The sequence below is a fragment of the Micromonospora sp. WMMD710 genome, assembly GCF_029626045.1.
GTDB lineage: Bacteria > Actinomycetota > Actinomycetes > Mycobacteriales > Micromonosporaceae > Micromonospora.
Window position 1 is genome coordinate 3,620,917 of sequence record NZ_JARUBD010000001.1, and the last position, 14,318, is coordinate 3,635,234.

A 14,318-nucleotide genomic window follows, 5' to 3' on the forward strand; every position below is an offset into this window, starting at 1 on the left:
GGATCACCGTCAATGCCCCCGGCGCGGTCGGCGGCAAACCACGGTGGGATCCGCGCGACCCTGATCGACCCCGTCAGTCCCTTCCGTCGACCGCCGCCGGCTGAGACTCGACGGTCGGGTCCTCGACGGTGCGGACCGGGCCGGTGAACCACTTGCGGGCCGAGGCATACCACCAGACGGCGACCACCAGCAGCACCCCGCCCACGGCGAGCGGCGCGTAGTTCACCGCCGACCAGGTGAAGTCGTCGCTGCCGGGCACCCCGGCGGGCACGATCGGCAGCACGAAGTAGACCGCGATGATCGCGATCTCGATGACCGCGATCCAGCCGAGCAGTTTGTACTTCCGCCCGAGGGTCCACGGGCCGGGGGTGAACGCGTCACCCATTCGCAGTCGCAGCGCGATCGGGATGAGGAAGGACAGGTAGAGCCCGAGCACCGCGACGGACACCACCGCGTAGAACGCGATCGGGATGCCGGCGGAGCTCTCGTACAGCGCCGGCACAGTGAGCACCAGACCGGCCACGGTGGCGCCGATGATCGCCTTGACCGGGGTGCCGTTACGGTCGACCGAGGACCACAACCGCCAGCCGGGGACCGCCCGGTCGCGGCTGAACGCGTACGCCATCCGGCTCATCGAGGTCACGCAGCTCATTCCGCAGAAGAACTGCCCGATGGTGGAGATGATGATGACGATCTTGAAGAAGACCGGGGTGAGCGCGGACTCGAAGATGGCACCGGAGAAGCCGCCGGCCGCGTTGACCGCCTCGACGTCGGTGGCCGCGAACAGGAACGCCAGCAGCAGGATCCAGCCGCCGACCGCCGAGTAGAAGATCGACTGCCAGAGCCCTCGGGCGGCGGCCTGCGAGGCGCCCCGGGTCTCCTCGGAGACGTGCGCGCAGGCGTCGAAGCCGGTGATCGTGTACTGGGTCAGCAGGAAGCCCAGCGGCAGCACGTAAAACCAGAACGTCAACCCGCCGACGTCGCCATCACCGAAGCCGGAGTTGTTGAACCGCTCGGTGAACACGAACTGGAAGCTCTGGTGGTTGTCCGGGACGAAGACCAGGATGGCCACCACGACGGCCGCGCCGGCCACGTGCCACCAGACCGAGACATTCTGGAGTACGTCGATGATCCGGTGCCCGAAGATGTTGATCAGACCGTGCAGCACCAGGATGATCACGAAGAGCAGGAAGGCCTGGCGTAGCGTCCCCGCCCAGCCGTCGAACAGCGCCGACAGGGTGAGGTTGAGAAACGTCGCGCACCCGTAGTCGACCGAGGCGGTGACCGCGACCAGGCCGATCAGGTTGAGCCAGCCGGTGAACCAGCCGTGCACCGGCCGACCCATGGTCGCCGCCCACCAGTAGATCCCGCCCGCGGTGGGGTACGCCGACACCAGCTCCGCCATGCAGAAACCGATGATCAAGATGAACAGCGAGATCAGCGGCCAGCCCCAGGAGATGGCGACCGGTCCGCCGTTGTTCCACGCCTGCCCGAAGGTGGTGAAACAGCCGGCCAGGATCGAAATGATCGAGAACGAGATGGCGAAGTTGGAGAAGCCGCTCCACTTGCGGCGCAGCTCCTGCTTGTAGCCGAGTTCGGCGAGCCGCCGGGCATCGTCGTCCATCGGCTGCTCGGCGGTCGGCACGGGCGTCGTGGCCACTGCACACCTCCCTGAGGGATTCCGCGTACGAGTGCGCAAAGTGTCGTCCCGCCGATCAAGGGCGGTCAATACGGTGCGGGTGGGAATCTCACCGCCGCCGGGCTAATTGCGTTGCCGCGCGCGCCCGCCGGCCCCATCCTTGAGCCTGTGACCAGCCCGTTCGCGACGGGCCTACCCGGGCACTCGGACCGCCCGGACCGCGGCGGCGCGGGGCACACCTTCCTCTCTCACGGGCCGGTGCCCCGCGCCCCCATCTCCGCGGTGATCAAGAGGTTCGCGTCACGCGGGGCGCGAATTCTGACGCAAACCTCTTGATCAGCGGAGGAAGGGCTCGCGGGAGGTCAGAGCAGGAGGAGGCCGGTCACCCAGGCGGCGGCGATCAGCAGGCCGGCGGTGAACTCGACAAGCATGGACAGGCCGGCGGCCTTGAGCGCCTGCACCGTGGACGGCCAGGCCAACTGGTTGCTGCCCAGGCGCAGCCGCTCCGCCGCCCACACCCCGACGACGAAGCCGAGCAGCAGCCCCACCACCGGGATCACGAAGAACCCGACGATGCCGAGCACCGCGCCGGCGAGCAGCGTCGACGTGGGCACACCGGTGCGCTTCAGGTTGCGACCGGGCCAGGCGTACTTGACCACCGTGCCGCCGGCGGCGACCAGCGTCGCGGCGGCGAACACCACCCACCCACCCACCCGGGCCGGCGCCGCCGAAGATCGCCCAGACGAGCACCCCGCCCCAGCACAGCGGCAGCGCCGGCAGGCCGGGCACCACCACGCCGGCCAGACCGGCCAGGATGGCCAACGCGGCCACCACGGTCACCACCGTCTGCGAGTCGTTCAGGCTCACGCCGTCGCCTTTCGTCGCCACCATCGGGACCGTCCCGGACGCAACGATCCCCCGCGCGCACCCATCACGCCGCCCCGCCACGCAGCCGGGCGGTGATCGTCTCGGCCGGCGACGGCGCGCCGAAATACCGGCCCTGCCCGGTGTCGCACCGCAGCGCCCGTAGCCGCTCGGCCTGCACCCCGGTCTCCACCGCCTCGGCGGTGACCCACAGCTCCAGGGCGTGGGCCAACCGCACCAACGCGTCGACGATCCGCTCGTCGCGGTGATCGGCCGCCACATCCGTACCGTCGGCGCGGATGCCCTCGACGAACGGGCCGGCCAGCTTCAGGCAGTGGATCGGCAGCCGCCGCAGGTACGCCAGGTTGGAGTAGCCGGTGCCAAAGTCGTCCACCGCCAGTCGGACGCCCAGGTCGGCGAGCCGGTGCAGGCTGCGCAGCGGCTCACCGGCGCTGCCCATCACGGCGCTCTCGGTCAGCTCCAGTTGCAGCAGTTCCTCGGGCAACCCGCTGGTGGCCAGCGCGTCGGCCACGGTGTCCACGATCGCGGGGTCGTCGGCCTGCCGAGCCGCCAGGTTGACGCTGACCACCAGTCGGGCGTCGGGGAACTCCCGCCACCACCGTTCGGCGTCGCGGCACGCGGTGCGCAGCACCCACTCGCCGAGCCCGACGATCAGGCCGGTCTCCTCGGCGAGGCCGATGAACCGGTCCGGCCCGATCAGGCCCAACTCGGGGTGCTTCCACCGGACCAGCGCCTCCACCGCGAGCATGCGGCCCTCCAGCAGCGACACGATCGGCTGGTAGTGCAGCACGAACTCGCCCCGCTCCAGGGCCGCCGGCAGCCCGGCGACCAGCGCCGCCCGGGCCATGTCCCGTGCGCTGCGCTCCGGGTCGTAGACCGCCCACCGGCCCCGGCCCGCCGCCTTGGCCCAGTACAGCGTCGTGTCGGCGGCCTTCATCAACTCCGAGGCGCTGGTCTCCGCGACCGGGCACTCCACGATGCCCACGCTGGCCGAGACCGCCAACTGCTGGTCACCGACGTGCACCGGGGCGGCGACGGCAGCGAGGGCCGTCTTCGCCACGGCCACCGCGTCCTCACCGCCGTCGACCAGGATCACGAACTCGTCGCCGCCCATCCGGGCGACCAGGTGGCCGTGGTCGGCCACACACTCGGCCAGCCGCCGGCCGATCATCACCAGCAGCCGGTCGCCGAGGTCGTGGCCGAGGCTGTCGTTGATCGCCTTGAACCCGTCCAGGTCGAGGAAGCACACCCCGACGCGGCGGTCCGCCGCCGCGGCGGCGTCGAGGACCCGGCCCAACGTCTCGAAGAACAGCGTCCGGTTGGGCAGCCCGGTCAGCGGGTCGTGCAGGGCCTGGAACCGCAGCCGCTGCTGGAGTTCGTACCGCTCGGTGATGTCCTCGATCATGGCAACGGTGAACCGGGGCCGGCCGTCGTCGTGCCGGATCAGCGAGACGGCCAGGTCCGTCCAGACCACGCTGCCGTCCTTGCGGTGGTAGCGCTTCTCCACCCGGGCCGCGTCCTGTTTGCCCTCGATGAGTTGCTGATACAGCTCCCACATGCCGGCGGCGTCGTCGGCGTGGAACAACGCCGCCACGTTGATCCGGCACAGTTCCTCGATCGAGTAGCCCAGCATGTCGGCGAACGCCTGGTTGACGTCGATGATCTGACCGTCCACCCCGGCGATGCCGATCCCGATCGCCGCGCCGGTGAACACCGCCCGGAACCGTGCCTCGCTGTCCCGCAGCGCCTGCTCGACCTCGTCGCGCGCCTGCCAGGCCGACCGGGCGATCCGTTCCTGCTGGGCGAAGGTGCGGTCCCGCAGCGCCCGGGCGTACCCGGCGGCCAGCCCACCCTGTACGGCCGCGATCCGCTCGGTCAGGTCCGCCGGCCACCCGTCGGCCGCCAGCACCCGGCGGGGGAAGTCCGTGCCGAGGGCACGCAACGACCATTCCAGTGCCCGAGGCTCGGTGAGATGGGCCTCCACCAGGGCGCGACCGACCTCCTCCGCGGGGCGGGCGGTGAACGGCTCCGTGCGCACCGCCTGCGCCAACCGGACGGTGTGCGCCAGCAGCAGCCGCTCGGTCTCGGCCGCGCTCAGCGGCACGAAACCGAGCCGGCGCACCGCACGGGCCCAGTCGGCGGCGTAGCCCTCGGCGCCGCCCCGGCCGACGTCGGCACCGATGGGATCCCCGACGGCGGCCACGGGATCAGCCGGCGGGCTGGTCGTACCGGGCGACGCCCCCGAAGGCGCCGAACCGCTCCGGGTGCTCGTCCACGTCGGACGGTGAGTCCGGACGCCAGAGCGGCATGTGCACGACACCCGGTTCGAGGACGGTCCAGTCGCCGAAGAAGCCGGTGACCTGGGCACGCGAGCGCAGGGTGATCTCGGTGTCGGTACGCGCGGAGAGCCGCTGGGCGTCCAGCATCTCCTGCGGCTGGTCCTCGAAGGTGGAGTGCGAGATGACCAGGAAACTCCCCGGCGCGGCGGCGGCCCGCAGGGTGGCCAGGATCGCGTCGGGGTGGTCGGCGTCCGGCACGAAGTGCACCACCCCGGCCAGCAGGATGCCCATCGGCCGGCTGACGTCGATCAGCCCGAGCTGGCGGGTCTCGGCGAGGATCCGCTCCGGCTCCCGCAGGTCGGCGTGGATCACACCGGTCAGGTCGTTGCCGGCGAGCAGTTCGCGGCTGTGCGCGACGGCCACCGGGTCGATGTCGACGTACACCACCCGGGCCTTGGGGTTCGCCGCCTGGGCCACCTCGTGCACGTTGCCCACGGTGGGAATTCCGGAGCCGATGTCGAGGAACTGGTCGATGCCGGCGTCGAGCAGCACCCGGACGGCCCGGCGCAGGAACTCGCGGCCCGAGCGCATGGTCGCGGCGAGGTTCGGGGTCATGCTGGCGATCTGCTCGGCCAACTGCCGGTCGATCTCGAAGTTGTGCGCCCCGCCCAGGAAATAGTCGTACACCCGGGCCGCGCTCGGCCTGGTCAGATCGATCTCGGTCGGCAGTCCGTCCGGCATCTGTGCTCCCCAGTTCATCGCCGCGGCACGGGCGGCACCGGCGTCGACGGGCGTGTGCGACCACCGGCGGACCCGCGGGTCGTGTGGTGTGGACCACTCTAGGCCGCCGACTCCAGCGTTCGGGAGATCCCTTCGCGCTGTTTGCGCACTCAGCCGGCGGGCTCCAGCAGCAGCGAGATGCCCTGCCCGACACCGATGCACATGGTGGCCAGGGCCCGACGCCCACCGCGCCGCCGCAACTCCAGCGCGGCGGTCAACGCCAGCCGGGCACCGCTGGCGCCCAGCGGGTGCCCCAACGCGATGGCGCCGCCGTTCGGGTTGACGTGCTCGGCGTCGACGGGCAGCCCCAACTCGCGCAGCACCGCCACGGACTGCGCGGCGAACGCCTCGTTCAGCTCCACCACGTCCACCGCCCCCAGCTGCACACCGGCCCGGTCGAGCAGCTTGCGGGTGGCCGGGACGGGACCGATTCCCATGATCCGGGGCGGCACACCGGCCGCCGCCGCGCCCCCGATACGGGCCAGCGGAGTGAGTTCGTACCGGGCCACCGCCGCCTCGCTGGCCACCAGCAACGCGACCGCGCCGTCGTTGACACCCGAGGAGTTCCCGGCGGTCACCGTGCCGCCAGCACGGAACGGGGTGGGCAGCGCCGCCAGCTTCGCTAGCGTGGTCTCCCGGGGGTGCTCGTCGACCTCGACCAGCCGGGTCTCCCCGCGCCCGGCCGGCACGGTCACCGCCACGATCTCCTCGGCGAACCGGCCGTCGGCCTGCGCCTTGGCCGCGCGCTGCTGCGAGCGGTACGCGAACGCGTCCTGCTCGGCGCGACTCACGCCGTACTCGGCGGCCACGTTCTCCGCCGTCTCCGGCATCGAGTCGACCCCCCAGCCGTCGCGCATCAGCGGGTTGACCAGCCGCCAGCCCAGCGTGGTGTCGTACACCTCGGCCGAGCGGGAGTACGCCGACGTCGCCTTCGGCATGACGAACGGCGCCCGGCTCATGCTCTCCACGCCACCCGCGACGACCAGCTCGGCGTCCCCGGCGACGATGGACCGCGCGGCGGTGGCGAGGGCGTCCAGGCCGGAGCCGCAGAGCCGGTTGACCGTGCTGCCCGGCACCTCCTCGGGCAGGCCGGCCAGCAGGGCCGCCATCCGGGCCACGTTGCGGTTGTCCTCGCCGGCCTGGTTGGCGCAGCCCAGCACCACGTCGTCCACCCGGGCCCAGTCCACCGACGGATGGCGCTCGACCAGCTCGCGGATCACGTGTGCGGCCAGGTCGTCGGGGCGGACTCCGGCCAACGCGCCGGCGTACCGGCCGATCGGGGTACGGACACCGGCCACCAGGTATGCCACGGTCATCGCGAGTCCTTCGGGGTGCAGACGGCGGGGGTGGGGCACACCCACCGGGTCGCGGGGGGCTGCCGGCCGCCAGGATATCCGCGCCGGCAGCGGATAGGTTGACGGCATGGCCCGGGCCCAGTTCAGCGCAGAGACCAGTGGCGGCGGCGCGTTCGTCCGCCAGCCCAACCGGTTCACCGGTCGGGTCACCGCCGATTCGACCTCCCCGCCCGGTGGCGGCCCGGACGAGCAGGACCGCTGGCCCCTGGAGGCCGGCCGGTACCGGCTGATCTGGTGCCGTGCCTGCCCGTGGGCGCACCGGGCGAGGATCGTGCGCGGTCTGCTCGGGCTGGACGACGCGATCTCGCTGGGCACCGTCGACCCGATCCGCGACGAGCGGGGCTGGGCGTTCGCCCTCGACCCGGACGGCTTCGACCCGGTCCTCGGCGTCGGCTTCCTCTCCGAGGCGTACCTGGCCACCGACCCGGACTACACCGGCCGGGTGACCGTGCCGGCGCTGGTCGACACCCTGACCGGGCGGGTGGTCACCAACGACTACCCGCAGCTCACCCTCGACTTCTCCACCGAGTGGCGGCGGCTGCACGCGCCCGGCGCACCGGACCTGTACCCGGTCGAGCTGCGCCCGGAGATGGACGCGCTGATGGCCGACATCCACGCCGACGTCAACAACGGCGTCTACCGATGCGGGTTCGCCACCTCCCAGGAGGCGTACGACGAGGCGTTTCGGGCGCTCTTCGCCCGGCTCGACCTGCTCTCCGACCGGCTCGACGGGCAGCGCTACCTGATGGGCGACGCGATCACCGAGGCCGACGTGCGGCTGTTCACCACGCTGGTCCGCTTCGACGCCGCGTACCACGGGCACTTCAAGTGCAACCGCTCCAAGCTGACCGAGATGCCGGTGCTCTGGGCGTACGCCCGGGACCTGTTCCAGACGCCGGGTTTCGGGGAGACCGTGGACTTCGACCACATCAAGCGGCACTACTACGGCACCCACCACGAGATCAACCCGAGTGGGATCGTGCCGCTGGGGCCCGACGAGTCCGGCTGGACGACGCCGCACGGGCGTGGCTGAGCGGGCCCGGGCCGGCACCGCGAGCACACCGGGCATCCGGGCGGATGTCGGGCGCCGGGTCGCCGCGTCGGCCGCCGCCGGATGCACGCTGGCCGGCGCGGCCGCGGTGACGGTCGCGCTGGTCGCCGGTCCCGGTCCGGGGCTCACGGGGTACGTCAGTGAGACCGGTATCGCCGGCAGCGCGCACGCCGTGACGTACCGGATCGGGGTTCTCGCCCTGGCCGCCGCGTTGCTGTTGGTCGCCGCGGCGCTGCCTCCCGGTGTGCGGGCGGCGCCGGCTCTGCTCGCCAGCGGTGCCGTTCTCACGGCCGTGTCGGGGGCGGTGACCTGCTCGGCCGGTTGTCCGTTGCCGCCGTTCGAGCGGTCCACGGTGGCCGACCTCGTGCACGGCGGCGCGAGCATCGCGGCGACCGCGGTGGTGGTCTTCGCCATGGTCGCGCTCACCGTGTCCGGGCCGGTCGGCCCGGTGGTGCGGCGGGTGTCCGGCGGCACGGTCGCGCTGACGTTGCCGCTCTGCGCCACGGTCGGGCTGGCCATGCTCGTCGTCGGCCGGGGCGCCCTGGTGGGCGTCGTGGAGCGGCTGGTCCTCGGGCTCGTGGTGCTCTGGGGCCTGACCACCGCCACCGCGTTGGCGCTGACCCGCCAGCGGGACAGTCTGTAAGGAGCCTCACGGCTGACACTCGTTGCGATGGAGGCGTGCCGGGGTAACGTCGGTCACCGATGACCAATGTCTGGGGCCTCACCGTTCGCCTGTATGTCGATCTCCGACTGCAGGCCAGCGGCATCTGTCGGGCGTAACGCTCCCACCCCACCCGGATCAGACCATTGGATACGTCCGGCTGCGCCATCGGGACCGCACCGAGCCGGAGCCAGCCGCCGCCGACATCCGGCCGGAACTGAACCCCGTCCCCGCCTGACCCGTTCTTACCGCGTCGGACCCCTCGTTCGGGGGGTCCGACGCCGTATCGAGAGGATGACGACATGAGCTCCCTGTTCACACCACTCGCCCTGCGCGGGGTCACCCTGCCCAACCGGATCGCCATGGCGCCCATGTGCCAGTACTCGGCCGGCCCCGACGGCCTGCCCACCGACTGGCACCTGATCCACCTCGGCACTCGCGCCGTGGGTGGAGCCGGGCTGGTGCTGACCGAGGCCACCGCCGTACTCCCCGAGGGTCGGATCAGCCCACAGGACACCGGGCTGTGGTCCGGCGCGCATGTGGACGCGTGGCGACCCGTCACCGCCTTCGTCGCCGCCCATGGCGCGGTGCCGGCCGTCCAGCTCGCGCACGCCGGGTTCAAGGCGTCCACCTACCGGCCGTGGGCGCCGGCCGACGGTGGCGTACCGGACTCGGAGGGCGGCTGGACGCCGGTCGCGCCGAGCCCGGAGCCGTACAACGCCACCTACCGGGTGCCCACCGCCCTCGACGCGGCGGGCATCGCCGGCGTCGTGGACGCGTTCGCCGCCGCCGCGGAACGGGCTCTCGACGCCGGGTTCGCCGCCGTGGAAGTCCACGCCGCGCACGGCTACCTGCTCAACGAGTTCCTCTCGCCGCTGACCAACAAGCGCACCGACGAGTACGGCGGTGACCGGGCCGGTCGGATGAAACTCACCCTGGACGTGGCCCGCGCGGTGCGTGCCGTGGTCGGCGAGGACGTGCCGGTGCTCACCCGGATCTCCGCCACCGACTGGGTCGAGGGCGGCTGGACGATTGAGGACAGCGTCGTGCTCGCCAGTGAGCTGGCCGGTGTCGGCGTGGATCTCGTCGACACCTCCACCGGTGGCGTGAGCCCGCACCAGCGGATCGCCCTCAGCCCCGGCTACCAGGTGCCGCTGGCCGCCCAGATCCGCCGCGAGGCCGGTGTGCCGACCGGCGCGGTGGGCCTCATCGTGGAGCCGGAGCACGCCGAGCAGATCATCGCCAGTGGCGACGCCGACCTGGTGCTGCTCGGTCGGGAGCTGCTGCGTGACCCGTACTGGCCGCGCCGCGCCGCCGCGAAGCTCGGCGTCGCGTACAGCGGGCCCGCCCAGTACGCCCGCGCCGCCTGAACCCCGCCGGTCGGGTGGCCGCCGCCGTGCTCGGCGGCCGCCCGACCGACGTCAGCCGGCGAGGTGCGACCAGTCGCCCTCCAGGTCGCGCCACGACCCCTGGGCCGCCACCGTGCCGCCGAGCAGCACCACCACGTGGTCGGCGCGGACCAGCGCGGCCCGCTTCGCGGTCGAGCCGACGACGGTCACCCCGTGCTCGCGCAGCGCCTCCCACAGCGCCAGCTCGGTGGTGACGTCCAGCGCCGACGACACGTCGTCCGCGACCAGCAGTTCGGTACGCGGCGCCAACGCCCGTGCCAACGCCAGCCGCTGAAGCTGACCGCCGGAGAGCCGGGTGCCCTTGTGCCCGATGAGCAGACCCAACCCGCCGCCTGCGGCGGCCAGGTCATGGTCGAGCTGGGCGGTGGAGATCGCCGCGGCGGCGTCCACCTGGTGGCCGAGCGTGACGTTGTCGGCCACCGTGCCGGAGAGCACCCGGGGCAACTGACCGACGTAGCCGACCTGGTTGGGTCGCAGGAACAGCTCGGGCTCGGTGACCGGGTCACCGTTCCACGACAGCTCCCCGGTGTGGTGCACGATCCCGGCCAACGCCCGCAGCAGGGACGACTTTCCGGAGCCGACCGGCCCGACGACCAGCACCAACTGCCCGCGCGACACGGTCAGGTCGACGTCGCGCACGGCCAGCACGCCGTCGGAGTGCACCACCCCGAAGCCCCGCAGCTCCAGCCGGCGCAGCGGGTGGCGGGGCGGCGACGTCGGCGCGGGTGCCGTCCCGGCGACCAGGTCCACGTCCGGCACGGCCGCCGAGTACGCGCTCACCCCGGTCATCGCCACCGTCCGCCGGGTCCACACGCGCGCCGAGGGCAGCTGGGAGATCAGCGACGCGGTGGTCCAGGCGATCCAGCGGGCCGCCGACAGGGTGGCGACAGCCACCAGGACCGCGCCGGCGGAGAGGTCACCGGCCAGATAGAGCGCCCACGCCGCGATCGGCAACAGGCCACTGGCCAGCGACGGGGTGGAGCGGGACCACACCTGCACGCTGATCTCCCGGCGCTGCCGGTCACTGCGCAGCGCGTCCAGGTTGGCCAGGTGACGCAGCACCGACCCGGTCGCCCCGGCCAGCTTCACCGACCGTGCCGCCGACAGCGTCGAGACCAGCGCCGTGGCGAAGGCGGCCCGGGCCGCGACGGTGGCCCGCGCCGAGCGCTCCAGCTTTGGCCCGAAGAGCGTCGCGGCCAGCCCGGAGACCACCATCGTGCCGGCGAAGAACAGCGCCGGTACGAAGCTGCCGGAGACCAGCGTCATGGCCACCACCAGGACCACGGCGACCATCTGGTCCAGCACGTTGTCGGCGAGCTGGACCACCCGCTCGGTGTCACCGCCCTGCGCCACCACCTCGGCCGGGGTGTGTCGGCTGACCCGACGCGGCCCGGTCTGCCCGTGCACCAGGCGCAGGCTGATCCGCAGCATCTGACCCACCCACCACTGGGGGAACCAGATGTGGGTGTAGTACGGCACCGGCAGGGTGACCAGCAGCCCGGCGACGATCCCCAGCGCCGGCAGGTACGGCCCGCCGACGCCGTCGACCAGGTCGGCCCAGAGCCAGGGCAGCACCGGGCCGTCCAGCCCGAGCAGGGTGATCAGCAGGAACATCGCGACCGCCGCCAGCCCGTACCGGGGGTCGTTGCCGCACAGCCGCACGATCTCCCGCAGCGTCCGGGCCCTGGGGTCGGGCGGCAGCGGCGGCGGGTCGGCCCGCGCCGGCGCGGCGGGACGGTCTCCCGCGCCGTCCGGCCGTTCGGCGGACTGGTCCGGCCATGGCCCCGTCGGTGCCGGGTCGGCCGGCAGCGGCAGGTCCGGCCAGGCCTCGCCGGGGGCGGGGAGCAGATCGGTGGCGGTGCGCCCCGCCGGCCCGGCACCGACGTACGCGGCGGCGTGGCTGGTCGCCAACAGCTCGGCGAAGCGGGTCGACGCCTCCAGCGGGCCGGCCTCCACCACCGCGCCGTCGGCCAACACCACCACCTCGTCGCAGCGGCGCACCGAGGAGAGCCGGTGCGCGATGACGACGCCGATCCGGTCGCGCAGCAGCCGCTCGGTGGCCCGCTGCACCCGCGCCTCGGTGACCGGGTCGAGCCGTGCCGTGGCCTCGTCGAGGATCACCACGTGCGGGTCGCGGACCAGGATCCGGGCGAACGCCACGAGCTGCTCCTGCCCCGCCGAGAGGACGTGGCCGCCCTCGCCCAGCCGGGTCCCCAGGCCGTCGGGCAGCTCGGCGATCCAGCCGGTCAGGCCCAGCTCGTCGAGGGCACGAGCGGCGGCGTCGAGCAGCGCCGGGTCGAAGAGCGCCACGTTCTCGGCCAGCGTTCCGGCGAGGATCTCGGTGCGTTGCGGCACCACGGCCACCCACCGGCGCAACTCCTCGACGTCGAGGTCGCACAGGTCGGTGTCGCCGAGGAAGACCGCCCCCGGTGGCACGTCCACGGCCCGGGTGAGCACCTTCGCCAGGGTCGACTTCCCGGAACCGGTCCGACCGATCAACGCGTACGAGCGACCACGGGTGAACGTGAGGCTGACCCCGCGCAGCGCCGGCCCCCGAGCGCCCTCGGAGTCGCCGACCTGGTAACCGAAGGTCAGGTCACGAATGCGCAGGTCACCGTCGGTGGGACTGACCCCGCCCGCCGGCTCCTGCCGGGCATCCTGGAGCAGTTGCACCCGGGCCCAGGCGCCCAGCGCGTACTGCAACTCCGGCACCATCCGGCTCAGGTGCTCGACCGTGGCGCCGAAGGCCAGGGCGAGCAGCCAGACGGCGGTCAGCCGGGCGGCGTCGATCTGGCCGGTGGCCAGTGCCCACGCTCCGCCGAGCACCACCGCGGCGATCCCGCCCCGGATCGTCGCCGCGGCTGTCGCGTTCACCCGGGCCGACATCACCCACACCCGCCGGCCGCGGGAGAGCACGGCCGCGGCCCGTCGGGCGTACAGCCGCAAGACGTACGGCCGGGCCAGGCTGGTCCGCACGTCGTCCTGCCCGTGGACGGCCTCCTCCATCACCGCGGCCAGGTCCGACCACGCCTCCTCCTCGGCCATCCGGGCCGGGGCGATCCGCGCGGTCGGCCGGCGCAGGCCGACGGCGAGCGCCACGGTGAGCGCCAGCATGGCGAGCCCGGCCGGCCACCAGACCGCCAGCGTGACCACCATCGACAGCAGGCCCACGCAGAGCCCCTGGGCCAGCCGGGTGCCCTCGTTGCGCACCGACGAGGCCACCTGGTAGACGTCGCCGTCGATGCGGTCCAGCATCTCGCCGACCGGGGTGGTCTCCAGGGTGGGCAGGTCCTGCCCGAGAGCCACCTGGCACAGCCGCCGTCGGACGTCGGCGGACCAGTCCGCCGTCAGGCTGGCCATCAGCAGGCTGACCGCGAGGTCGCTGAGCACCACGGCGACCAGCGCCACCGCCAGCACCGTGAAGAAGCCGGTCGAGCGGTGCAGCAGCACCGGGCCGGCCAGCGCCGACGCGCCCGCCTGACCCGCGGCGCCGAGGACGATCAGGATGGCCACGACCGTCAGGCGGCGTGGCGAGGTGCCCCACAGATCACGGAGCAGGCGCATCGGAGGTCCTCCGGACGTGGGTGGCGGAACACCCAGCGTGCCGGCAACACCCCCGTCGACTCAACCGATTTACCCGCCCTGAGCAGGGCTTCCGGTCAGGTCTGCGCAACCCTTCGCACGATGCCGAGCAGCGCATCCTGCACGTCGGAGATGGGACGGTCCGGTTGGAACACCAGCCAGTCCACGGCCACCACGAGACCCACCCCGAACAGCGCCGAGGAGGCCGTGGGCACGTCCAGGTCGGCCGGCAGGTCGCCACTGTCCACGCCGGCCCGCACGGTCTCGGCGATCACCTCGATCGCCTCGCCGCGCAGCAGCCGCAACGTCTGCTGCCACTCCCGGTTCGTCCGCCACATCTCCGACAGCAGCAGCTGGGCGAAGGCCCGGTACCGGCGGATGTACTCCAGCTCGGCGCGGACCAGCGCTGCCAGCGCGGCGCGTGGCGGCTGCCCGGCGACGGCCGCCCGGAACTCGGCGGTGAGCAGTCCGATGCCGTGCCGCAACAACTCCTCGAAGAGCACCGTCTTCGACTCGAAGTTGTAGTAGACCGTGCCCTTCGCGACCCCCGCCCGGGCCGCGATGTCGTCTACGGTGGTCGCGGAGAAACCCTGCTCGGCGATGAGTTCCACCGCCGCGACGAAGAGCCGCTGACGCGTGTCCTCCCGCCGCCTCGACCGTCCGTCCGTCACCGGCCC

General features: G+C 72.8%; 9 protein-coding genes and 1 pseudogene. 3 read left to right on the forward strand and 7 right to left on the reverse strand.

The window, feature by feature from the left end:
• Window positions 1-73: 73 nt before the first annotated feature.
• From O7620_RS16600 to pcaF, 5 genes and pseudogenes are all read right to left on the reverse strand, one after another.
• Entirely contained in the window at window positions 74-1,660 is a 1,587-nt protein-coding gene (locus O7620_RS16600) for an amino acid permease (RefSeq protein WP_278123713.1), read from the reverse strand.
• A 341-nt stretch (window positions 1,661-2,001) separates the two neighbouring features.
• A pseudogene (locus O7620_RS16605) lies at window positions 2,002-2,506 on the reverse strand (DUF456 domain-containing protein).
• Window positions 2,507-2,570: 64 nt separating this feature from the next.
• The gene (locus O7620_RS16610; RefSeq protein WP_151488171.1) at window positions 2,571-4,727 is read right to left on the reverse strand and encodes an EAL domain-containing protein; all 2,157 of its coding nucleotides are present in this window, start codon (window positions 4,725-4,727) and stop codon (window positions 2,571-2,573) included.
• Window positions 4,728-4,731: 4 nt separating this feature from the next.
• Window positions 4,732-5,544 (reverse strand): SAM-dependent methyltransferase, encoded by an 813-nt coding sequence (locus tag O7620_RS16615; RefSeq protein WP_278123714.1) that lies wholly within the window; start codon window positions 5,542-5,544, stop codon window positions 4,732-4,734.
• Between the two features lie 149 nt (window positions 5,545-5,693).
• Complete coding sequence (gene pcaF / locus O7620_RS16620; protein WP_278123715.1) at window positions 5,694-6,899, reverse strand: 3-oxoadipyl-CoA thiolase; 1,206 nt, start codon at window positions 6,897-6,899, stop codon at window positions 5,694-5,696.
• 106 nt (window positions 6,900-7,005) lie between these two features.
• Between pcaF and O7620_RS16625 the strand changes: the two genes are divergently transcribed.
• The 3 genes from O7620_RS16625 to O7620_RS16635 all read left to right on the forward strand — a co-directional run bounded on the left by O7620_RS16625 (window position 7,006) and on the right by O7620_RS16635 (window position 10,020).
• Window positions 7,006-7,971 carry a glutathione S-transferase C-terminal domain-containing protein gene (locus O7620_RS16625; protein ID WP_278123716.1) on the forward strand — a complete coding sequence of 322 codons (966 nt, stop codon included), beginning with the start codon at window positions 7,006-7,008 and terminating at the stop codon, window positions 7,969-7,971.
• The gene (locus tag O7620_RS16630; RefSeq protein ID WP_278123717.1) at window positions 7,964-8,632 is read left to right on the forward strand and encodes a DUF998 domain-containing protein; all 669 of its coding nucleotides are present in this window, start codon (window positions 7,964-7,966) and stop codon (window positions 8,630-8,632) included. Before O7620_RS16625 ends, O7620_RS16630 begins: the two co-directional genes overlap by 8 nt.
• 320 nt (window positions 8,633-8,952) lie before the next feature.
• Window positions 8,953-10,020, forward strand: coding sequence for an NADH:flavin oxidoreductase/NADH oxidase (locus O7620_RS16635; protein WP_151488175.1), 1,068 nt, complete (start codon window positions 8,953-8,955; stop codon window positions 10,018-10,020).
• A 51-nt stretch (window positions 10,021-10,071) separates the two neighbouring features.
• Here the strand turns inward: O7620_RS16635 and O7620_RS16640 are convergent, their stop codons facing one another.
• Window positions 10,072-13,623: an ABC transporter ATP-binding protein gene (locus tag O7620_RS16640; protein WP_278123718.1), complete on the reverse strand. Its 3,552-nt coding sequence runs from the start codon at window positions 13,621-13,623 to the stop codon at window positions 10,072-10,074.
• Between the two features lie 95 nt (window positions 13,624-13,718).
• Complete coding sequence (locus tag O7620_RS16645; RefSeq protein ID WP_278123719.1) at window positions 13,719-14,312, reverse strand: TetR/AcrR family transcriptional regulator; 594 nt, start codon at window positions 14,310-14,312, stop codon at window positions 13,719-13,721.
• Window positions 14,313-14,318 lie beyond the last annotated feature (6 nt).